Source organism: Arsenicicoccus sp. UBA7492, from assembly GCF_002479615.1.
Taxonomy (GTDB): Bacteria; Actinomycetota; Actinomycetes; order Actinomycetales; family Dermatophilaceae; genus Arsenicicoccus; species Arsenicicoccus bolidensis.
Genome location: NZ_DLOE01000044.1, coordinates 1 through 22,298, shown reverse-complemented (window position 1 = coordinate 22,298; position 22,298 = coordinate 1). Strand labels below are relative to the sequence as shown.

General features: G+C 69.4%; 21 protein-coding genes. 13 read left to right on the top strand and 8 right to left on the bottom strand.

The features are described 5' to 3' along the window. Nucleotides 1–124: 124 nt before the first annotated feature. On the top strand, nt 125–2,482 hold the full coding sequence (locus B4E97_RS13410; RefSeq protein WP_286960213.1) for a heavy metal translocating P-type ATPase: 2,358 nt from the start codon (nt 125–127) through the stop codon (nt 2,480–2,482). Between the two features lie 708 nt (nt 2,483–3,190). Here the strand turns inward: B4E97_RS13410 and B4E97_RS13405 are convergent. The 8 genes from B4E97_RS13405 to B4E97_RS13370 form a co-directional block, all read right to left on the bottom strand. Beyond that, a complete protein-coding gene (locus B4E97_RS13405; RefSeq protein WP_286960212.1) occupies nt 3,191–4,813 on the bottom strand; it encodes a peptidoglycan DD-metalloendopeptidase family protein in 1,623 nt (540 codons plus the stop codon). A gap of 6 nt (nt 4,814–4,819) precedes the next feature. Beyond that, entirely contained in the window at nt 4,820–5,458 is a 639-nt protein-coding gene (locus tag B4E97_RS13400) for a hypothetical protein (RefSeq protein ID WP_286960211.1), read from the bottom strand. Continuing rightward, nucleotides 5,455–7,752 (bottom strand): hypothetical protein, encoded by a 2,298-nt coding sequence (locus tag B4E97_RS13395; protein ID WP_286960210.1) that lies wholly within the window; start codon nt 7,750–7,752, stop codon nt 5,455–5,457. Before B4E97_RS13395 ends, B4E97_RS13400 begins: the two co-directional genes overlap by 4 nt. Beyond that, entirely contained in the window at nt 7,749–10,298 is a 2,550-nt protein-coding gene (locus tag B4E97_RS13390; protein ID WP_286960209.1) for an ATP-binding protein, read from the bottom strand. The genes B4E97_RS13395 and B4E97_RS13390 overlap by 4 nt, the downstream gene beginning before the upstream one ends. 3 nt (nt 10,299–10,301) lie before the next feature. After that, on the bottom strand, nt 10,302–10,904 hold the full coding sequence (locus B4E97_RS13385) for a hypothetical protein (protein WP_286960206.1): 603 nt from the start codon (nt 10,902–10,904) through the stop codon (nt 10,302–10,304). Next, complete coding sequence (locus B4E97_RS13380) at nt 10,901–11,245, bottom strand: hypothetical protein (protein ID WP_286960205.1); 345 nt, start codon at nt 11,243–11,245, stop codon at nt 10,901–10,903. Before B4E97_RS13380 ends, B4E97_RS13385 begins: the two co-directional genes overlap by 4 nt. A gap of 15 nt (nt 11,246–11,260) precedes the next feature. Continuing rightward, entirely contained in the window at nt 11,261–12,148 is an 888-nt protein-coding gene (locus B4E97_RS13375) for a conjugal transfer protein (RefSeq protein ID WP_286960204.1), read from the bottom strand. A gap of 231 nt (nt 12,149–12,379) precedes the next feature. Then, nucleotides 12,380–12,613: a hypothetical protein gene (locus B4E97_RS13370; RefSeq protein WP_286960202.1), complete on the bottom strand. Its 234-nt coding sequence runs from the start codon at nt 12,611–12,613 to the stop codon at nt 12,380–12,382. A gap of 256 nt (nt 12,614–12,869) precedes the next feature. Between B4E97_RS13370 and B4E97_RS13365 the strand changes: the two genes are divergently transcribed. From B4E97_RS13365 to B4E97_RS13310, 12 genes are all read left to right on the top strand, one after another. Next, the gene (locus B4E97_RS13365; protein WP_286960200.1) at nt 12,870–13,652 is read left to right on the top strand and encodes a sigma factor-like helix-turn-helix DNA-binding protein; all 783 of its coding nucleotides are present in this window, start codon (nt 12,870–12,872) and stop codon (nt 13,650–13,652) included. A 486-nt stretch (nt 13,653–14,138) separates the two neighbouring features. Next, on the top strand, nt 14,139–15,038 hold the full coding sequence (locus tag B4E97_RS13360) for a ParA family protein (RefSeq protein WP_286960199.1): 900 nt from the start codon (nt 14,139–14,141) through the stop codon (nt 15,036–15,038). Next, the gene (locus tag B4E97_RS13355; protein ID WP_286960198.1) at nt 15,035–15,577 is read left to right on the top strand and encodes a hypothetical protein; all 543 of its coding nucleotides are present in this window, start codon (nt 15,035–15,037) and stop codon (nt 15,575–15,577) included. Before B4E97_RS13360 ends, B4E97_RS13355 begins: the two co-directional genes overlap by 4 nt. A 27-nt stretch (nt 15,578–15,604) precedes the next feature. Further along, entirely contained in the window at nt 15,605–16,348 is a 744-nt protein-coding gene (locus B4E97_RS13350) for an SAF domain-containing protein (protein WP_286960197.1), read from the top strand. Between the two features lie 7 nt (nt 16,349–16,355). Further along, nucleotides 16,356–17,192, top strand: a complete 837-nt coding sequence (locus tag B4E97_RS13345; RefSeq protein WP_286960196.1) for a hypothetical protein — start codon at nt 16,356–16,358, stop codon at nt 17,190–17,192. Between the two features lie 194 nt (nt 17,193–17,386). After that, nucleotides 17,387–18,835, top strand: a complete 1,449-nt coding sequence (locus B4E97_RS13340) for a CpaF family protein (protein WP_286960194.1) — start codon at nt 17,387–17,389, stop codon at nt 18,833–18,835. Continuing rightward, on the top strand, nt 18,832–19,695 hold the full coding sequence (locus B4E97_RS13335) for a type II secretion system F family protein (protein WP_286960193.1): 864 nt from the start codon (nt 18,832–18,834) through the stop codon (nt 19,693–19,695). The genes B4E97_RS13340 and B4E97_RS13335 overlap by 4 nt, the downstream gene beginning before the upstream one ends. After that, complete coding sequence (locus tag B4E97_RS13330) at nt 19,692–20,585, top strand: hypothetical protein (RefSeq protein ID WP_286960192.1); 894 nt, start codon at nt 19,692–19,694, stop codon at nt 20,583–20,585. Before B4E97_RS13335 ends, B4E97_RS13330 begins: the two co-directional genes overlap by 4 nt. Nucleotides 20,586–20,740: 155 nt before the next feature. Next, nucleotides 20,741–20,929 carry a hypothetical protein gene (locus B4E97_RS13325; RefSeq protein ID WP_286960191.1) on the top strand — a complete coding sequence of 63 codons (189 nt, stop codon included), beginning with the start codon at nt 20,741–20,743 and terminating at the stop codon, nt 20,927–20,929. 8 nt (nt 20,930–20,937) lie between these two features. After that, nucleotides 20,938–21,366 carry a TadE/TadG family type IV pilus assembly protein gene (locus B4E97_RS13320; protein ID WP_286960189.1) on the top strand — a complete coding sequence of 143 codons (429 nt, stop codon included), beginning with the start codon at nt 20,938–20,940 and terminating at the stop codon, nt 21,364–21,366. Continuing rightward, the gene (locus tag B4E97_RS13315) at nt 21,363–21,806 is read left to right on the top strand and encodes a TadE/TadG family type IV pilus assembly protein (RefSeq protein WP_286960188.1); all 444 of its coding nucleotides are present in this window, start codon (nt 21,363–21,365) and stop codon (nt 21,804–21,806) included. The genes B4E97_RS13320 and B4E97_RS13315 overlap by 4 nt, the downstream gene beginning before the upstream one ends. Beyond that, complete coding sequence (locus B4E97_RS13310; RefSeq protein ID WP_286960187.1) at nt 21,806–22,210, top strand: pilus assembly protein TadG-related protein; 405 nt, start codon at nt 21,806–21,808, stop codon at nt 22,208–22,210. Before B4E97_RS13315 ends, B4E97_RS13310 begins: the two co-directional genes overlap by 1 nt. Nucleotides 22,211–22,298: the final 88 nt, after the last annotated feature.

Genomic DNA, 22,298 nt, shown 5'->3' with positions numbered 1-22,298 from the left:
GTCTCCGACGACGCTGTCGTCAGCGCCGCCGTCGAGGCCGGCTACACCGCCCGCCGCAACTGACCCACGCCCAGCCGTGGCGACCACAACGGGCGGCACGAGTTCTGCCGGAGGAGACCTGGACATGCAGCACGACCATGAGCACCACCAGAGCGTCACCAAGACCGGCCATTCCGTGACCGACCCTGTGTGCCGGATGCAGGTCGATCCCAACACGGCGCTGACCCTCGATCACGAGGGCACGCTATACCACTTCTGCTCTGAGCGTTGCCGCGACCGCTTCCAGGGCGACCCGGCCAGCTTCCTCACGCCCCCACAAGACTCCGACGACGCGGCCTCGCGCAACCATGACGTGAACGAAGACGTTGCCGAGTGGACGTGCCCGATGCACCCCGAGATCCGCCGTCCCGGTCCTGGGTCGTGCCCGATCTGCGGGATGGCTCTCGAGCCGGTCACCGTCACCGCCGACACCGGTCCCAGCCCGGAACTTGCCGACATGACCCGCCGCTTCTGGGTCGCCACCGCCTTGACCATCCCGATCGTGATCCTCGAGATGGGCCGCCACTTCGTCCCCTTCCTGCATGACCTGATCTCCGCGCGTGCCTCCGTCTGGCTCCAACTCATCCTGGCCACGCCGGTGGTGCTGTGGGCCGGGTGGCCCTTCTTCGTGCGCGGCTGGGCCTCGGTCCGCACCCGCAACCTGAACATGTTCACCCTCATCGCGATGGGCACCGGCATCGCGTGGCTGTTCAGCGTCATCGCGACCGTCGCGCCCGGGATCTTCCCCGCCTCCTTCCGCGGCGACGCGGGCACCGTCGATGTCTACTTCGAAGCCGCTGCCGTCATCACCACCCTGGTCCTGCTCGGGCAAGTCCTCGAGCTGCGTGCCCGCGAACAGACCTCCGGAGCCATCAAGGCCCTGCTGGATCTGACACCGAAGACCGCCCGCCGCATCACCGACAGTGGCGATGACGAAGAGATCTCTCTGGACACGGTCCAACTCGGGGACCGGCTGCGGGTCCGCCCCGGCGAGGCCGTGCCCGTCGACGGGAGAGTCGAGGAAGGCCGCTCAGCAGTCGACGAGTCCCTTGTCACCGGGGAATCCATGCCCGTGACCAAGACCAGCGGAGACACCGTCATCGGCGGCACCATCAACGGCAGCGGCGCCCTGATCATGCGCGCCGAGAAGGTCGGCCGCGACACCATGCTCGCCCGGATCGTCGCCATGGTCGCCGACGCGCAACGCTCCCGCGCCCCCATCCAGCGCATGGCCGACAAAGTCGCCGGCATCTTCGTGCCGGCCGTCATCGTCATCGCCGTCGTCGCGTTCATCGTGTGGGCGCTGGTCGGACCCGACCCCAAACTGGCGCACGCGCTCATCGTCGCCGTCGCGGTCTTGATCATCGCCTGCCCCTGCGCGCTTGGGCTGGCCACCCCCATGTCGATCATGGTCGGAGTCGGACGCGGCGCGGGACTGGGCGTGCTCATCAAGAACGCCGAAGCCCTCGAGCGTATGGAGAAGGTCGACACCCTCGTGATCGACAAGACCGGGACCCTCACCGAGGGCCGGCCCACCGTCACCAACATCGTCACCACCAGCGAACACTCCGAGGACGACCTGTTGCGCCTCGCCGCCGGTGTCGAGCGTGCCTCCGAGCATCCGCTCGCCCTGGCCATGGTCGAAGCCGCCACCGCCCGGAGCCTGCCCATCCCCGACGTCACAGACTTCGACTCACCAGTCGGCCGCGGCGTCATAGGCACCGTCGAAGGACAGGTCCTGGTCCTCGGCAGCTCCGACTTCCTCGACTCCCACCACATCGACACCACCGACCTCAAGGACCGTGCCGATGAGCTGCGCGGCGACGGAGCCACCGTCATCTACATGGGAGCCGATGGCCGGCTCGTAGGCCTCTTCGCGATCGCAGACCCCATCAAGGCCACCACGCCCGCCGCGCTAAAGACACTGCGGGAGGAAGGCATTCGGATCGTCATGCTCACCGGCGACAACCGCGTCACCGCCCACGCTGTGGCCAAGACGCTCGGCATCGACCAGGTCGAAGCTGAAGTCCTGCCCGACCACAAGAGCGACATCGTCACCAAGCTCCGGGGCGAAGGCCGCGTGGTCGCGATGGCTGGCGACGGCGTCAACGATGCCCCCGCACTGGCTGCCGCTGACGTGGGCATCGCGATGGGATCGGGCACCGACGTCGCCATGGAGAGCGCTGGAGTCACCCTCCTCAAGGGCGACCTCACCGGCATCGTCCGTGCACGCGAACTCTCCGAGAAAACCATGCGCAACATCCGACAGAACCTGTTCTTCGCGTTCGTCTACAACGCCCTCGGCATCCCCATCGCCGCCGGCGTCCTCTACCCCGTCTTCGGGCTCCTGCTCTCACCCATCATCGCCGCAGCCGCCATGGCCCTCTCCAGCGTCAGCGTCATCGCCAACGCCCTACGCCTCCGCGCACAAACCATCGACTGACCCTCAGCAAACTCGAGGACTGGCGCGTCAGGCCAGAAGCACCGTTACCGGACTGTCACCCCGACGACTGTTCGCAGGTCGTTCACGACGGCGAGCTGGCTGCGAGGAACGCGCTCTTCTGGCCGCATATAGGACGTGACCTCTCCAGATCACTCGCGGGCGATCTTGCACGACCCCACCGAGCGGGCCGATCTCTGCAATGTACGCCGCACGACATCGTGCAGTCTTGGCTGCATCTCGACAGCACGGTCTCGGCGTGGTTGCTGCCGTGCCTGACTGCGGTGGTGGCTTGCTGCCGTGGCGCGGTGGGCGTCTGCCTAGTCGAGTCCCTGATCGGGGCGCTAGTCAGGCCCCTAGCCTGTGCACTAGTCAACGCCCTGGGCGTTGTGCTCGTCGGCGGTGGTGCCGACGGGCGTGGGCTCCGGCCGGGCGGCGCGCTGCGCGCTGTGAGTGCCTGCGGCATCGGTGGTGACGTGGCGGTGCGGCCGGGGCGCCGCGGTGGGGGTGGCTCTGCAGCGGGTCGTGAGCGGCCCTCGTGCGCGGCAGTCGGAGGCGACGGGTCCTGCTGGAGCCGTCTTCGTCGCAGTCCCCCTCCTGATGCGCCCGGGTTCAGGTGGCGGCACCCACCGGAGCCGGCCTCGCGCGCGGCGCCCGCAGGGACGACTGGCCCCCCGGTACGCCCGCCCTGTACGTGGTCGTCGTCGCTGGTCAGGAGGGGTTGAGGGAGATGTGTACGTGGTCGCGGTGAGCGAGGGTGTCGTCGGTGTTGCCGAGCATGTGCTCGTAGGGCCGCCACCCTTCGCCGTCGCGTTGGGGGGACCAGATGCGGGCGTCGTAGATGACGTTCTTGATCCCGAGCTCGTGGGCGTGGGCGCGGGTCCAGTTCGCGACCTGCCACCCGTAGGCCCGCCCCTGGGGGGTGCGGTAGTTCTCGATCATCAGGTCGACGGCGAGCCCCGAGGGGTGGTCCGAGGATCCAGGGCGGCCGCCGACCCCGTAGAAGGTCTTGACGCCGGGGAAGGCCTTCGCGCCGCACCGCAGCACGCGCAGCGTGGCCGGTCTCAGTCCTCGCTCGGCGGGGCTGGTCGTGGCCGGGCACGCGCCGCCGTCCAGGCCGGGCAGGTTTCCCGGGGCTGGCGGCAGGTCGCTGGATCCGCTGCCGGGGGCGCAGGGGGCCTGTGCGCCGGCCCCGGTGGGCAAGCTCTTGAGCAGGTTCGGGTCCGCGGTCAGCGTCGACACCATCTGTACCGCGTCGTTCCACAGCGGCTCGTAGTGATAGGGGTCGGCGTTGGCCTGCGTCTTGTGGGCGGCGATCGTGGGCGCCAAGGACCGATAGTTGGGGACCTTCAGCAGGTAGTCGAGGAAGATGTTCGTGGCGCCGGCGGCGTTCATGCGCTGCTCGTAGGGGCCTCGCTCGGGGCCCTCCTGGAACAGGCCGATGGTGTCGTTGCGCGCGGCGTCACCGTGGTTGAGGTTCGTCAGGCTGGACTCGCTCATCGCGACGCTCACCGCCAGTGTGGTCTCCCAGGTCCCCATGCCACGGGCCTGCGCGGCTCGGATGATCTGGGCTGCGTTGGTGACCTGCTCGCCCTGCCAGGACCCGACCCGGGTCGGCAGCGCCCCGACGACCGCCGAGGCCGTCCCGGTCGCCGCGGAGGCAGGTCCGGAGCCGAGCACGGTCGGCGCCGCCACCGTGCTCGGCGTGGCCGCCGCCGCGGGCGCCGTGGCCGTTACGCCCTTGGCCGGCACGCGCACACCCTGGGCCTCCAGCCATGGGCGGGGATCGGTCGGGGCCCCGTTGATGCGCACCTCGAAGTGCAGGTGTGGCCCCGTCGAGCGCCCCGTGCTCCCCTCCAGGCCGATCTGCTGACCGGCCACGACCTGGTCCCCGTCCTTGACCGTGGTCGACGACAGGTGCAGGTAGCGGGTGACCAGGCCGGCCCCGTGGTCGATCTCGACGACGTTGCCTTCCGCGGCGGACGTGAACACGCGCTGCACCACTCCCGCCTTGGCGGCCAGCACCGGCCCGTACTGCGGCTGCGGCGAGAAGTCGATCCCCGTGTGCAGCTTGTACACGTGGATGGTGGGGTGCATCCGCATCCCGTACTCGCTGGTGACGGTGAAGTCACCGGTGAACGGCAACCGCACCGGCCCGGAGGGCACCACCACGCTCTGCCCACCCGTCCCGGCGGGACCGCACGGCCCTGCCGCGGCCGCGGCCTGCACCCCCGTGATCGAGGTCATCACCACCAGCACGACCAGCACCGGCAGTGCCAGCAGCACCAGCGCGGCCAAGGCCGCGACCACCGCGATCACGAGTCGCTTGGGCATCCCCGCTCACCGCCGCGGCGGGGTGATCCGCGTGACCTGGTAGGGCGCCACGGTCCGCACGTGCACCGTGTAGACCCCCACGTCGGTGGGCACCGCCACCATCGCGACCAGGTTGGTGGGGCTGTCCGCCGGCATCGGCACCAGCATCGGCTGCCCGGTCGCCGTCGTGACCGGCACCGCCGCGGGATCGGTCCCCTCGTAGTCCAGCGCTGCCTGCGAGGTCAGCAACGGCTTCACCCTCGCCCACCACGACGCCTGTTCCCCCGCGCCCGGACGGGCGAAGACCTGCATGAACCGCTTCGCCGAGCCCATCACGGCGCGATCGACCGGCCCGGGCGCGGCCGGCACCGTCAGCTCTACCCCGGTGTCGTCGAGATCCCCCGTCGGCGCCGAGCTCGTCGCGCTCGCCGATCCCACCGTGGAAGCCGGTGCCGGGATCGACGAGGCTGAGGCCGGTGGTCGCGCAGCCGTCGCGGACCCTGTCCCGGGCACCGCAGCGCTCGAGGTGGGTCTGGGGGATGTCAGGGATGTCTCGGGGCTGGTCGGGCTCGACTGGGTGGCGGGCGTCTGCCGTAGTCCCAGCGTGAGCAGGACGATGCCCAGCAGGGCCAGTGCGGGGACGACGAAGCGGGACAGTGCCTTCACCGCGGGTCTCCGATCCTGCTGGGGCGGGGTCGGGTGGCGGTGCGCTCACGCAGCTGGTTCAGGAAGGCCTTGTTGGAGCTTTCGATGTCGGCCTGGCTGCGGATGCGCGTCGCGGAGGGGTGCAGCGGGCGCTGCCGGTGCTGGCCTCCGTTGGGTGCGGGCGCAGGCGTGGCGGGTCCAGCGCTCGTGCCGGCCGGGCGGGAGGGTGCCTTCGTCGTGGTCTGCCTGTCTGGGCTCTGCCTGTGGCCAGGGGTGGGTTGCGCCTGCCTGACGGGGACCGCCGGCACCCGTGGCGTGACCGGGTTCCTGGGGGCTGGGCGCGTGTCGGCCCGGACCTGCCGGGTGTCCTGGTTGGTCTTCTTGGCCGGTTGGGTTTGCGCGAAGTACGCGGCCCCGGCCAGGGCGCCCGCGGCGGCGGGTCCGGCGCCCATCCCGACGGCGACCTGGGCGAGCTTGGCGGCCCCGCTGACACGCGACACGGTCCGGGCCGTGGTCCCGACGTTGTGCGCGTACTCCTTCCCGAAGGCCTTCGCGTCCTTCTTCGTGTCGTCGTACTTGACGTACGCGCTGACCTTGGCGTGCTCGAGCTTGGCGGCCATCGCGGCCTTGCGGGCGGCGGCGGCCTTCTTCGCCACGCCCACGGCTCGCGGCACGTACACCGGCGCGCCGATCGTGGACTGCAGGGCCACCTTCGCCGCGGTCCCGGTGATCTTGGTCGCGCCCGCAGCAGCGCGCATCGCGGGGTGAGCCTGCCGGGCCTGGTCGACGCCCTCGCGGGCACCCGCGCCGATCCCGGCGGCCGTGACCGCCGTCTTGGCGCCCCGCGTCGCCAGGTACTTGGCTCGGGCGTGCTCAGTGACAGCGCGGGCCGCCACCCCGACCGGGTTGACCCGTGCGGGGTCGTTCGCCGACCGAGCCGACGGAGACAGCCCCGTCCCTGCTCGCTGGCCCCACTTCTTGCCCGCCTTGCGCGCCTTGAGGAAGCTGCTGGTCAGGTAGATCAGCGCCACCACCAGCACCAGGTCCAGCACCATGAAGATCTGCAGCGCGTTCCACCCGGTGTCGGCCGAGAACAACGCCTTCATGGCCGCGTTGAACACCCCGATGGCGAACAGGTTGGCCACGATCGTGATGCACACGACCAGCACCACCCCGATCGCCTCCACGGCCTCGGTGCGCGAGGCGCCCGGGATGATGCCCTTCAGCAGCCGCACTACGAACGTCGACGCCTCGAACAGCGCCAGCATGGTCAGCAACGTCAACCCGACCGCGAGCACGACGACCAGCAGGATCAGGACCGGTGAGCTGAGACCCACCGTGAACAGCCCCAGCAACCCCTGCTGGGGCGAGTCGGCCGCCTTCTTGTACCCCTCATTGCAGGCCCCGACCTTGTCCCGCGCCGTCGGCTCGGTCCCATAGGGCCCCGCCTTGAGCACCTGGTCGTACACCGCCACGCACTTGCTGTCCTTGTCGAGGACCGCACCGTAGTTGATCAGCTGGTGCGGTGCCCGCACGAAGATGTCGACGAGCTGCCCACTGGTCTGCGCCTTCAGCGCCTCCGGGTCCGTGGTGGTGTTCTGCCCACCGGAGGTGATCTGAGAAGACAGCGCGATCCCGGAGTCTGCCGCGTTGCGCAGCCACCCGTCTGTGCCCCCGCCGCCGGCGATCATCGTCACCGGGTTGGCCAGCGGCGAGGTGACCGCCCAGCTGAACAGGATCACCATGAAGATCTCCGCGATGCCCAGCGCCGTACGGCCCTGGTTGATGGCCACGACCCCGAAGATGAACCCGACCACGGTCAGCCCGGCCACAATCCCGACCTTGCCGATCGTCGTGGCCAGCACCGTCGCGATCTGCGCCGCCAACGGCCGGAACACGTCCAGCAGCTTGAACTGGAGCGCGAAGTCGAACAGCCACAGCGACACCGCCACGCACATCCGATAGATGTCCCACCCCATCCCGAGCAAGAACCCGGCGGTCCCCTGGATCGCCCCGGCAACCGGGTTGAACCCCGCGTCCCCCCCGATCGACAGCTCGTACTGACTGATCGAGATCCCCCGCGAGTCCTTCACCAAGAACGCATCCAGGAAGGGATTCCCGGCCGGGGTCGCACCGTCCGCGGCATACGCCGCGACCGACGAGGTAACGCTCAGCACCAGCACCGCACCCACGACGGCCTGCACCCGGACCGCCAGACGAGCACGCGCGTGCCGCCGCGCACGACGAGCACGACCTTGCACCCGCACCCGCACACTGGCCAGGTCCGCCACCAGACGGGCCACCACGACGCTCATCGCCGCACCGATGCCTTCGGCGGAGTGCTCAGCACCGCCACCCGACGACGCGGGTTGCTCGGTGGCAGCACCTTCGCGAAGCCGATGTTCCCAAACGCGTCCCGCACCAGACACTCCCCCCGACGGCCCGCCGGCACACCGGCTTCACCCAGCACCGGCGACATGTCCTCACGCACCTGCTTGAGCCGCATCGCGAACTCCGGGTCCGCCTCGTCCAGCCCCAGCCACCGCAGCCCCCGCGCCGCAAGCGCACCATCACGGTGCCGCATCAAGATCCGGGTCGGAATCAACCCCGACAGCACCTCATCATTGGTGTCCCCCACGTCGTGAGTGCCCCCGCACACCAGAGCCTTGGGCCGCCGGCCCTGACGCACGAAGTGCTGCAGGTCCACCACATTCGCCGGGTTCTGCGTGAAGTCGTACAGCTCATCGATGTTGAACACCGTCGGCCGCGACCGATCGGCGAAGCAGAGCCGTCGCGCCAACCCCGTCAGCAGCCGGTAGTAGGCCCGCCCAAAGATCTTCTCGACCGGCAACTGCCGAAAGAGGTTCGGGTTCGCCAGCTCGTCAGCCGTCGGCTGCCCCAGCCCCCGCGTCAACCACGCCGTCGCATCCACCTCCAACGGCACCGGCGGCAGCCCCTGGTCGAACCACACCCGCGCCAGCGGATTATCGGCCCACAGCGCCAGGCGCTCGCCGAGGTCCTTGCCGGCCGACAGGCCGGGCTCGTCGGTCTCAAGCAGGTGGCGGGTCAGGTCGCCGAGCCCGTCCAGGCCCCGGCTGGTCAGGAAGTCCGGGCTCAGGACGCGGGCCAGGTCCAGGCCGGTGCGGTCCTGGGTGTTGAGGTCCAGCAGCTGCACCAGCGCGTTGCGGGCGATGTCGGACCCTGTCTCCACCGGCATGATCCGCAAGGGGTCCATGGACCAGGCGGGCTCCCAGGGGTCGACGATCGCATGCGAGTCGAAGGTGGCAGCGAAGCGGGCCCACTCACCATCGTCGGACTTGTCGACGGCCCAGAACTGCCCGCCCTGGTCGACGACGTGACTGCACACGGTCTTCTGCCCGACGGTCTTGCCGGCGCCCAGCTCGGCGACCCAGAGCATCGATCCGGACATGTCCAGCTCGGGGTAGCCGGACGGGTCGATGTGCACCGGGCGGGGCCGACTGCTGGACATGTCCAGCATCAGCACCGGGCCCGAGCTGCCGCCGAGCCGGGAACACACGTAAGGGACCAGCTTGGCGAAGTGCCCGCTGCTGGTGTACTGCCGGTAGGCCTGCACGATCGAGGAGCGAGGCGTACCTGGCTGCATTGCCCACCACAGATCCTCCTGGTGGCCAGGCAGCCGTTCCAGCTTGATCCCGGACGTGGAGTACATCAGCTTGGCCAGCGCGTTGGCCTGGTCCTGGGCCAGTGCGTTGATCTGCTCCGGGGTGCTGTCCTCCCCCGTCGCGGCCGCAGCGACCGCCATCACGATGGTGTGCTCCACCTCGACCTCGAACTTGTCGCTGGCGAACAGCTCGTCGTACTCGGTGAGCAGCTCCGCGGCCAGGCGCAGGTCATGCAGCCCCGTGGTGGTCTCGCGCTCGCGCTGGAGGTACTGCTCGTTGAGGGAGCGGACGGCCTTGCGGTTGCGGGCCAGGACCTTGTCCCGGCTGTTGATGCGCAGGCGGATCGCCCAGTCGACGTCCAGGCCGGTCTTGTCCAGGCCGTCGAGGACCTCGCTGCCGGGGAAGATCAGGCCGCCGACGGGGGCTTCGGAGACGGCCATCAGCGCCTGGTAGCTGGGGGCCATGTCGAGGGTGTCGAGGGCTGCTGCGTCGGAGATCTTTAGGACGCGCTGGGCCAGGAGGTTGGCTCGCGAGGCGGTGGTCTCGTCGCTGCGGGCGCCTTCGTCCAAGATCGGCCTGGGCAGGTGTATCCCGGCGAGCTCGAGCAGCTCCTCGCTGGTGCTGCCGGGCTCGGGCAGGGGGATATCGAGCTGGCCGCGGCGCTGGCAGTGCGTCTGGTACCAGATCTGCTCGGCGACGCTGACCCGGGTGGGTTCAAAAGGTGCCGGGATCAGGTCCTCGATCTGGGCGGCTTGCAGTGCGCGGGCAGCTAGGTCTTCTGGGCGGGGCCGGTCCAGGGGCAGATCAAGAGCCTCTCGAAGGTTGCGCATGACGGCGCGGGCGGGGGTGGTAAGTCGCTGGGATCCGGTGTTGCTCAGCGGCACTGACAGCCAGTGGTGGCGCTGGCCAAGGGGGATAGCTGACAGCGTGTCGAGGGTGGCCTCGCACTCGGTTACCCATGCGGGCACCTGCTCCAGGTCGAGGTCGGCGATCATCCGGTCGATGACGCTGACAGGGTCTTCCTGCACGAGGGTGGAGTACATGAGCGCCTCGCCCTGGATGGCCCGCACGAGCATCCGGTGCAGCTTCATGACGGCGTACTTGTCATCGAGGGCTTTGTTGTAAGCCAATGGCTTGATGCGCCAGGTGGCCCACACAGTGCCGTCGCGGGTCCACATCAGGTGGCCGGCCAGATCAGTCAGCGGGTGCTTGCTCACGTTTCATCCCTTCTGAGCCACGAGCAGCGCGGCCAGCTTGTCCTCGACGCGGGTGGGGTGCCGAGGCGTCGCTGTGGGGGCAGGTGTGGGCTCGGGGGCAGGTTGAGGGTGGGCTGGTGCGCCCGTCGGGGCAGTCGGGGCTGCGTGATCGGGCTGGGGGGTCTGCTGCTCGTGCAGCCAGGTCTGCAGGTCGAGGTCGGTGACGGTCGCGGCGACACGCACCGTGCTCCTGCGTCCCGAGGTCAGGGGGCGCCGGTCGTAGAGCTGACGGTTGGGGCGAGTGGCGCTACGCACTGCGCCGGAGGCCATGGCGACCGGGGTTACCGCGGTCTGGGGCATGGCGCGCACGGCGATGCTGAGCGCCGCAGCAAGCACGATCAAGGCGCCGTATCGCGCGAAGAACGCGTAGTCGCCGTCGGAGACCAGGGGTCCCCACAGGTCCATCGACCAGATGCCGAGGACGACGACGGCGGCGAAGGTCGCGACCTGGTTCTGCGGGTAGGGGCCGCCCTTGATGAACTCGCCGGTGGCCAGCCGGCCGATGAACTTCGGGATCCGCAGGCCGCGGGTGTACCACCGCAGGGTGTCGCCGGTGGGGGCGCTCATGCGCTGCTCCCGGTCTGCAGGAAGGTCGTGGCCCGGTCACCGTCCGGGTGGACCTGGCTCATCCCCTTGACGTTGTCCTTCACCGTGTCGTCGAGGGGCTTGCGCAGCTGTGCGTTGTTGACGTTGTCCAGCAGCCAGAAGAGCAGGAACGCGCCGGCGATCGCGATCACACCCCCCATGACGGTGTTGATCTTGGTCATCTGCTTGAGCAGGAAGAAGGCGACGAACGCGCCCGCGATGACAATGCACGCCGTCTCGAACTTGCCGCCGAGGCTGGTGCTGGTGCCGAACAGGTCGGCGGCCGGGACGCGGGAGGCGGTGATGGTCATGGTCGTGAGCATGAGGAACTCCTTGGGTCAGTGCACCGAGGTGGCGCTCGAGGTGGAGGCACCCGAGCGGGTGCCGTCGTCGGGCTGATACAGCGCGGCGTCGATGGCTGAGATCTCCCAGCGGCCGTCCCGGGCGCGCAGCGTCAGGGGGTAGGTCGTGGCCCGCCCCTCCCCCTGCGGCGCGCCCTTCTCGGCAAGGACGGCCTGGACGAGGACGTGCACGGTGTCGCCCTCGGGCGGGGTGGCGTCGTCGACGGCGCCCGGGACCCGCTGCGAGGCCTGGATCGACTGGACCTGCACCGAGGCGTAAACACCGGGCCCGGTGGCGATGGCCTGAAGGGGACGCCCTGGCGTTACGTACCGAGCCACGTCACCCTGACCGGTCAGCGCCGACGTCAGATACGCCGAGACGGTCTGCCCCAGTGGTGACGTGGTGGACACGGTTGCGATGTAGGCGCCCTGGGATGCATCGGTTGATCTCGGTCCGCTGACCTGTGCCGGGACCGCGGCCGGCGCCGCCGACACCTGACCAGCCTCCCCCGAGACCGCCACCGGCACCTGGTAGTACCGGCGCACGACGGGCTGGTTTGGCGGGGTCACGTCCACCCCGACGGTCACCGCCCACGCGCCGGGCGCGGCTGGCAACGCATCGAGGACCCGCACGTTGGCCACCGTCGCAGCCGTCTTCGGCAGGTGCACCGGCCCGGGAAACACTGCCGCGAGGTCGTCAGCGCGCTCCTGGGGCGTCGTCAGCCACAGCTGCACCCAGTGAGCAGCCACCTCCGAGGCCACGCTGCGCCTGGACATCAGTCGCTCGTCCAGACCCGTGGCCGCCACCGGGGCGGGGGGCGCCTGCGCATCCAGGAAGTGCAGCGCCACCGCGGTCGGTCCCGCCAGCATCGACCCGGCGATCACCCACCGCAAGGTCCGCGTGGTTAGCCTCGACCCCGTCGTCCACGTCGCCGCCAGGCTCGGCTCCGCCGGGGCTCGTTCGTCCTTGCGCCGTCTGAGCAACGAACGGCGCGTCGCGCCCTCCAATGGCGCATCGTCGCGGCGAGGGCTCCCCAGGCCCGCCAGGTCTCCTGCGAGCCCTCGCCGCTGTTCATGGTCCGACGGCGAGCGTCGGATCTTGTCCGCGATGGTCATTCAGCTCTCCTGGGTCCATGAGGCGATGCGGCTCAGCGCCTCCGTCGCCTCAGTAAGCCGCGGACCAGTGACATACGAGACGACGCGATGTGCGGCCTCCACGCCCAGCCCCGGAGCCACCAGCGCCTGCACCAGCAGCTCGTCCCACTCCTGACGCACCGCCACCACCAGCGCCGAGTCCCGGAACACGTCGATCTCGTCCGCCGGCAGCAGGTCGTCGGTGATGTCTGGCATGAGCACCTCGGAGGTCGGTGGTGGCGAATCCCTACATCTCCGTGTAAGCCACCCCAGTCGGCCATTCGTGACACGGCCACCCCTACCCCGCCCGCCAGGTTCACCCATTCAGCCCACTCGATGGCTCTGACCAGCGCACTTCTTCCTGTACGTACAGGTCGCGGCCCACCCCATCGATCCCCCGCGCACAGGAACACGACCCGGGGCCTCTCGCAACGGTGACGACACCAGTCACCGCCCGCCAGGAGCGCCCGCCATGCCCGCACCCAGCACCATCGCCCACCGATACATCCGCGCCGGCTACCTCGGCCACCTCAACGCCGAGTGGGTCACCAGCTACGCCGATCGGCCCTACCCCTCCCCCACGTGGGCCACGTACCCAGCCCTCGAGGGCCCCACCACATTGCAAGAGCTCCTCGACCTCATCCTCCATGCCGACAGCACCCGCCGCGATGCCATCCTGCACGCGTTGCTCTCTTTGACCGCCGCCGGCGACGACACCGCGGCACGAGCGACCCTGCAGACCATGCTCGGCACCGTCCAGTGGCTTGCCAGCACCGCCCGCTCGCGCATGCTGGAGGACAGCGCTTCAGCGGCCTGTGAGGCCATGTGGGTCACCATCCGCCGCTACCCCCTGCACCGGACCGGTCGCGTGGCAGCGAACCTGAAGATGGATGCGCTCAAGCGGCTGGCGACGGCCAGGCGCGCCGACGTGCCGGCGAGCGACGACCTGGACGAGCGGATCCATCGGGCGCAGCTTCAGGGACGCCTGGACGACCAGCGAGTCGACGTCGTTGCGTCGCTGGGGCACGGCGTGCCGTCCACCGACGCAACGGCGGTGATCACGTGGGCGCAAGATCGGGGGGTCTTGACCGAGGTTGACGCGCAGGTTCTGGCCCTGGCTCACCTGGGGCCGATGCCTGCCTCCTTGACGGCCATCGCCCAGCACCTGGGTCTGTCCGCAGCAGCGGTCCGTCAGCGGCACAGTCGGGCGGTGCGCAAACTGGCTGAGGCCGTGCGAGCGGACATGGCTGCGTGAGCCCCTGGCCTGCGTGGCCGGGGTGCAGCACTCGCCAGCAGTCTCACTAGAGGTCTAACTAGTTGGTTAACTAGTGGGTTAACTAGTGGGTTAACTAGGTATGACTACCGGTGTGTCAACCAGTGTGCCCACTAGTACGCCACCTTGGTTGCCCTAATCGTGGTCACAGATGTCGTGGCCCTGTGCGTCCGCGTAGGCGCCTCACTTGATAGTCCCCACGTTGAGACCCTCGCTGCCCCCCTGTGTTGTCCCACGGTCCTTGACCCGTGTGCCACACCTGCTCTGCACCTTGTCGTCCCACATGTCGTCAGTACGGATGCGTCCCTTGACGCGTCACACGTAAACAATCTAGGAACCAACCTGGCTAATGCCCTGGTTGATCACATGCTTGTCACGCCGTGTGCCACCAGGTGCCAGTCATTGCACTCACTACAGGTGTGCCATACAGTGAAGCGCACGTGTTCACGACGAGGGATGGAGGGCAGGATGCCGACAGGTGATCCGGTCATTGGGCTACACCAGCAGGCCCGCGTGGTGGCGTTCGCCATCGGCAAGGGCGGCGTAGGAAAGACGAGCGTGAGCTGCAACTTCGGGGTCATCCTGGCCGCGAACGGGCTCCGGGTGCTGCTGGTCGTCCTAGACCCCCAGGACAACGCGGGGGAGAACCTCGGCTACACCTCCACCGGGCAGGGCGACCAGGGCGAGACCCTGTTCAACGCACTGGTCACCGGACAGCCCCTGCGGCCGACCATCCACCAGGTGCGCGAGAACCTCGATGTCATCAACAGCGGACCGGTCGCGGGGGAGGACCTGGCGTTCGCGCTACGCCTGAACGACATCGCCGACTCGCGCCTGGCGGAGGCGCTCACGGACGTCGCCGACGACTACGACTTCATCCTGCTGGACTGCCCCCCGTTCTCCACCACGATCCAGCGTCAGGCCCTCACGGCGGCGCAGTACGTGGTGGTGCCGTGCCAGGCCGACTCCTCCAGCTTCAAGGGCATCGCACTGCTGGCCGAGGAGTACAAGCTGGCCCGCGAGCTCAACCCGCACCTGACGATCCTGGGCTTCACGCTCTTCGACGTCGACGCCAACGCCAGCAAGATGCGCGCGCGGGTGCGGACATTCCTGCAGGACGAGCTCGGCGACGTGGCACCGGTATTCGAGGCGGTGATCCGTCACGCCGGAGCCGCGGCCCTGGACAGCCGGGCCCGTGGCCTGTCAGCGACGGAGCTGGCCGGGATGGTGCAGGACGGGCTGAAGGTTCTGCGCGGCGAGGTCGAGGCCAATGGGGTCCCGCGCTCAGCACAGAACCTCGCGGGGGACTACATGTCACTGTCGCGTGAAATCTTGGGCGCGATCCAGCTGCAGGAGGCACGAGCATGACCAGCGACGCCGGCTTCGACACGAGCCTGGGAGACCTCAAGGGTGCCTTCAGCAGCTCAGCTCCGCGACGCGTCCCGTCCGCCGACGAGCTGCGCGCACCCGCCCGCAAAACCGCCCCCACGACGAAGACCTCCGCCAGGACCCACCCCACCGACGAGCCAGCCAGCAAGCAGGCCGACAAGGTCCTCACCAGCCGCATCACGGTGTTCTACCCGATTGACCTTAAGCGGTCGATCGAGCTGCGCTGCGCCCAGCTGCGCGTGACCCGCACCGCGCTGGTCCTCATGGCCATGAACGCGACCCACACGCAGCTAAAGGATCTCGTCACAGCCGACCTGCATGGCCACAAGCCACCCCAGGACGGCGGCCTGTTCGACATCCCCGACCAAGACAGGACCGACAAGGCCCTCCTATCCCTGTACCCGACCATCGACCAGACCACCAAGCTCAACGAGCTCACAGCCCAGACCGGGGCCCGAGACCGCAGCCACATGATCTCGGTGGCGCTACGGGCCTACCTCAGCGACAACCCCACCTGACCGACCCGGTCACGACCAGGAGACGCGATGACGCCCTCCCACAAGCCCTCCAGGAAGCCGCACGGCCCACACCAGGCCGCGGCACCCACGACCCCACCCACCAGCGGGGCAACGGAGCCAGCGAGCAGCAAGCCGGAGCCTCCCGCCGCCCCCACCCCCACCATCCGACAGCGTCGACGCCCCGCGCTCATCGCCCTCGGTGTCACCCTCGCCGCACTCGGCGGCCTCGGCGGCGCCTACCTGGCCCAGCGCGGCGGCACCCCCCAGAGCGTCCTGGTCACCGCCAACCGCCTCGACCCCGGTCACAAGATCACCCTCGAGGACCTCAAGCCCGTCCAGATCGGCACCGTCGACGGCGCCACCACCCTCCCCGAGGGAGCACGCGCCTCCCTGGTCGGCAAGACCGTCACCAACCGCATCGACGCGGGCACCATCCTCAACCCCTCCAGCATCGTCGACGCCATCGTGCCAGGCACCGGGAGCAGCGTCGTCGGCATCGGCGTCAAGCCCGGCCAGTACCCCCAGCTCGGCCTCAAGGCCGGCGACCAGGTCCACATCGTCGTCTCCGCCAACAGCCAGAACACCAACACCGCCTCCACCATCAAGCCCGGCTCCGCCTGGGCCGGCAGCATCGTCAGCGTCGGCGACGCCAACCGCGACGGCATCCGCACCGTCGACGTCCTCCTGCCCGCCGACCAGGCCCGCCAAGCCGCCACCGCCGGCGGCACCGGAGCACTGACCCTCGTCCTCGACTCCACCACCGGGAAGTGACGCCCCCATGGCGATCCACGCACTGACCTCCATCACCGGCTCACCCGGCGTCACCACCACCGCCCTGGCCTGGGCCTACCTGACCACCCGCCCCACCCTCATCGTCGAAGCCGACCCCACCGGCGGCTCCGCCATCCTCGCCGGCCTCTGGGACGGCGCCCAGCGCCACGACCGCTCCGTCCTCGACCTCGCCAACTACCCCGCCAGCGAGTTCATCGACCGGCTCTGGACCTCCACCCTCCAGCTACCCGGCCTCACCCAACGCTGGGTCCTACCCGCCATCGGCTCCGGACAGCAGTCCGTCGCCATGATGCCCGTCTGGCCAGCCCTGGCCTCCACGCTGCGCCAGATCGCCGACACCGGCACCGACGTCCTCATCGACGCCGGCCGCATCACCCAAGCCGACTCCCCATGGGCCCTCGTCGACACCGCCGACACCATCCTCGTCCTCACCCGCACCAACCTCCAATCCCTCAACGCGCTCGCGATCGCGCTGCCTGACCTGCGTGAGAGTCTGACGGCGTCCGGGACGGCGCAGCGGCTGGGGGTGGTGGCAGTCCAGGGTGGTCCGCGCGAGTTCCGGTGGTGGCCTTTCGGGATGCACGACTTCGGAGTGGCTCCGTATGCGGGCAGGGAGGTGCGGGAGGTCGCCGATCCCACCCGGGTGGTCGCGACGCTGCCGCACCGGGCGCGGCAGGCTGCGGTCTACTCCAACGGGCTCAAGGCCGGGCGGCTGCACGCCCGCCGCTCGTACGTGCGTACCGTGCGGCACCTCATCGATGCAGCCCACGAGCACGCCGCCACGTCCCGCTCGATCATGTCGCTCGAAGGAGATCCGGCGTGACGCCCAAGACCCCCAAAGTCGACCCAGCGCCTCAGGACCAGACCAGTCCCACATCCCTGCCGCTGTTCGCGGCCCGGGCAGCCTCGGCCACTCAGGCTGCCCGGCGCCCGCAGGCGCGAGGCCTGGCCGGTGCTGCTCCCGGTCGGCTACGCAAGGCCGCGCAGGTCTCCCGTCCCCAGCCCAGCATCCCGCCTGTGGCAGAGCCCATCCAGCACGCCGCCGCGGAGGCGGGGGCCGCGGGCGTGGTGCAGGTCGATGAGGACGCGATCGTGCCGGACTACACCGAGGTGCAGGCGGTCCGCAAGACCGTCACCGAGGCGTTCCAGGCGCGGGTCAGTGCCGGTACCGCGCTGAACGCGGACGTGCACGGCGACATGATGCGCGACCTGATCGCCGGAGAGATCACTGACTACTCCAACCGCATCGTCCATGCCGGCCAGCCCGCCTTGTCTTACGACGCCCGCCAGGCCATGGCGCAGGCCGTGTGGGACGCACTGTTCGGTGCCGGGCGGCTGCAGCCCCTCCTGGACCGCGAGGGCATCGAGAACATCGAGATCGAGGGCTGCGACAACGTCTGGCTGCAGTTCGCTGACGGGCGCCTCGAGCGCGGCCCGGCCGTCGCCGACACCGACGAGCAGCTCATCGCTGACCTGCAGCAGATGGCCCGCATGAGTGTGACGGGGGAGAAGGACTTCTCCATCGCCACCAAGAAGCTGCGCATGACCCTGCCTGACGGGTCCCGCCTCGCGGCCGAGGCATGGATAACCCCCCGCCCATCGGTCACGATCCGCAAGCACCGGTTCGTGGACACCGACCTTGACCAGCTGCAGTCCATGGGCTCGATCAACGACGCCCTGCGCGAGTTCATCGCAGCCGCCGTCCGCGCTGGCAAGACGATCGTCATCGCCGGCGACCCGGCGGCCGGCAAGACCACCCTCGCCCGCGCCGTGCTGGCTGCTCTCGACCCCAGCATCCGCATCGCCACCATCGAGGCTCAGTACGAGCTGCTCATGCACCAGATGCCCCACCGTCACCACCGCGTCTGGGCGGCCGAGGCCCAAGAGGGGGGTGAGATCGGCGCCGACGGCAAGCCCATTGGTGAGATGAGCCTGATCCGTCTCGTCGAGCTGTCCCTGCAGAAGAACGTGCAGATCATCGTGGTCGGCGAGGTCGTCGGTGACGAGGTCGTCGCCATGCTCGAGGCCATGCAGGGCGGCCGCGCGTCCCTTTCCACCATGCACGCCAGCTCGGCCCGGGACACCGTCGACCGCATGGTCACCCTCGTCACCCGTGCCCGCGCCAACGTGGGCGTCGACTACGCCCGCCGCCTCATCGCCCAGAACGTCGACTTCATCGTGCACTGCGCCTACGTCGACGAGCACCACGTCGGCGGGGGAGTCCACCGGTTCATCGACCAGATCTACGAGCTCACCCTGTCCGGCAATGACGAAGGCGACCCCATCTCCTACACCGCCGTATTCGACCGCGGCGCCGACGGCCGCGCTACCGCCACCGGCGACGACCCCGAATGCCTGCGCGACCTCGAGCGCCACGGCTTCAACCGCGGCTGGCTCACCCCCACCGCATCCCGCTGGCCCAACGCCCTCGACCTGAAGATCCCCATGGGAGGCACCCTGCGATGACCACCCTCGCCGGCGCCCTCATCGGCGTCCTCATCGTCCTCGGCCTGCTCATGATTGCCATCGGCGCTACCCCCACCGACGTCAAACCCTCCGGTGCGGCCGCTGCCGGCCCCAGGCCCCGCCCCACCTGGACACGCCTGACCCGCCTGGAGAAGATCCTCGGGTCCACAGCCCTTGTCTTCGCCATCGTCATGGCCGCCACCCAGGGCTGGTTCATCCTCCTGGTCCTGGCCCCCCTCGTCGCGATCGGCCTACCCCGTCTCCTGTCACCTCCTCCCCGCGAGACCCCAGAGCACCTCGAGGCCATCGAGGAGTGGGTCCGAGCCCTCCACGGCCTCCTCGTCGCCAACCCCCAGCTCAAGACCGCCATCGTCGCCACCCTGCCCAGCGCCCCTGCTCTCATCCGCGACGACGTCGAACGACTCGTGTCCCGCATCCAAGCCCGGCGCCCCCTGGACGCCGCCCTCTACCAGTTCGCCGCCGACCTCGACTCACCCATCGGCGACTTCGTCGTCTCCGCCCTGGTCATGTCCGCCAACGTCTCCGGCGCCGGCCTCACCCGCAGCCTCGACGCCATCGCCATCGAGGTCGCCGACGAGGTCCGCGCCCGACGCGACATCAGCATCGAGCACGCCAAGGCCTTCGCCACCTGCCGCGCCGTCTCCGTGATCATGATCCTCATCGCCATCGGCGTCATCTTCTTCACCCCCTACGGCCGCGTCTACACCACCCCCATCGGCCAGCTCGCGCTCGCGCTGATCACCAGCTTGTTCGCGGGGTGCCTGGCGTGGATGAGAGCCGCGTCGGTGGTGGCGAGCCCGGAGCGGTTCCTAGTCACTCCGCGGGAGACGCTGTCATGACCACACTGATGGCATTGACGCTGTGCGGTCTGGTCGTAGGGCTCGGCTTGGCTCTGGTGGTGCGCGAGTTCTGGCCCAGTCACGCTCGGGCGGGTGACGCGATTGAGAACCTGGCTCCGCGGAACCTGATCTTCCGGGGCAGCGAGGAGGCCGTGCCGACGTCGTGGTCGGAGAAGATGGGCAGCTGGTCCTCCCAGCACCTGTCCAACCTGCCCGGCGTGACCACGCCCAAGGCCGATCTGGACCTGCTAGGCATCTCCACGACGCGCTTCTACACGGACAAGACCCTGTGGGCGCTGATCGGCCTAGTCTTCCCCGGCCTGCTGGGGCTCTTCTCGGTCGTCCTGGACCTGCCCCTGCCGTGGCCGGTGTTTCCCCTCGAGGGCATCGTCCTGGCCCTCCTGCTGTGGCACGTCCCGAATCAGCGGGTGCGGAACCGTGCCCGAGACGCCCGCCGCAACTTCGCGTTCGCGACGATCTCCTACCTGCGGCTCGTGGCGATCCAGCGCCTAGCGTCGACAGGGATCGTCGCGTCCATGGAGCGAGCCGCCTCGGTCAGCGAGGCCTGGATGTTCCTGCGGATCCGCGAGGAGCTGCGCCTGGCCCGCTACGCCGGTCTGACACCCTGGGCCACGCTGGACGACCTGTCCGACCGACTCAAGATGCCAGAGCTGCGCGAAGTCGCCGACATCACGCGGCTGGCCGGCGACGGTGCCGGCGTCACGGGCGGGCTGATGGCCCGCGCGGCCAGCCTGCGCGACCGAATGCTCACCGTCGAGCAGGTCGCTGCCGCCAAGGCCACCACAGCGATGCAGATCCCCACCGCCGCACTCATCGGCGTCCTGCTGATCCTGCTGATCTTCCCGGCCGCCGTCTCCCTCGCCTCCTAAGGGCCCTCGGCCAGCACGCCCGCCCCCTGCACATACCACGTCAACATGTGACAATTCCCCTACGTGGCCTCAACCTCTGTGGCCGCACCCCGGAAATTCTTGACACGACACCTTGAATGAAGGAGTCCGTCAGGATCATTCACAAGGAGCACCCCATGGACTACCTGAGCGCCAAGGTCACCGCCGCCGCCATGACCGTCAACTCCCGACTCCAGGCCGCCGCCACAGACGAAACCGGTGACGGCCCCACCGACAACGCCGTCATCATCGCCGGCGGCGTCGCAGCCGGCGTAACCCTCGTCGGCCTCATCACCGCCGCCGTCGCCAAGTACGCCCACTTCTGAGCCGACCCATGCCCCACCTCTCCGCGCTCGCGCCCTCACGTCTGGTGGCGCGACTTCGCCGATCCCTCAGGGACGAGCGGGGAGACGGGCCGGCATCGGCCGCGGTTATCGCCCCGGCGGTGCTGCTGTTGACCTTCGTGATCATCCAGGCTGGCCTGTACGGACATGCCAGGGCCGTGGCGTCTGGTGCCGCGCAGGTCGGGGTGGAGGCTGCTCGGACGATGGACTCCGATGGGGGAGCGGGGCAAGCCGCCGCCCTGTCGAACATCGAGCAGGTCGCGCCCGGCTTGCTCCGAGGCATCTCCGTAAGCGTGAGCCGCGGTGATCTGGTCACGGCACGCGTCACCGCTGACGCTCCGTCACTCGTGCCCGGCTTCCCCATGCCACGCATCGATGTGGTGGCAGCCGGGCCTGCCGAGAGGATCACCCAGCCATGACCTCCCGACTGGTAGCGCTACTGCGTCGCGAGGACGGGTTCGGTCCCGTGGAGACCGCGATCGCCGTGACTGCGGTGATCCTGCTCATCCCACTGATGATTGCCTTCGGGCGGATGGCCAAGGCCAACACCTCCGTCGATGCGGCCGCATTCATGGCCGCGCGGGCGGCGTCGATCTCACGGACCGGGGGAGAAGCCCAGGGCGCCGCCGATGCGGCGGCCGCCGCGCAGCTTGCGCAGGATGGCGTCTCCTGCGACAACCGGTCAGTGAGCGTGGACACCTCGGGGTTCGGCACTGAGCCGGGGCAGACCGCGCTAGTGGCCGTATCCGTGACGTGCAACGCCGAGCTGGGGGACCTGCCTGTACCTGGCCTGCCCTCGACCAAGGCGTTCACGGGTCGGTACACGAGCGTGATCGATACCTACCGGGGGAGGAGCTGATGATCACCAGGCTGCGCCGCATCCTCGTCGACGAGCGAGGCTCGAGCACGATCTGGTTCGCCGTCGTCGTCGGCGCGCTGTTCATGATCGCCGGCCTGGTCGCGGACGGGTCTAGCAAGATCCGCGCCGCGCGCATGGCGCAGCTGGCCGCCAACGAGGCCGCCCGCGCCGCGGGACAACACCTGACACCTGCCGCGATCGAGGGCAAGCTCGCCGACGTCGACCCCGGCGAAGGCGCCTCCGCCGCCCAGGACTACCTAGCCCAGATCGGAGTCTCTGGCAACGTCTCTGTACAGGGACGCGACGTGGTGATCACCACCAGCGTCCCGTGGTCCCCCCGCTTCCTGCCCATCGGCGGCAAGGCCATGCAGGGAACCGCCACCACCGAGACCATCCGCACCTGACCACCCACGACCTGGAGGCGATCATGCCAGGACACCGCACCCGCACCGGCACCGTCGCTCGGGGCGTGTGGGGTGCCCGGTTGGTCCC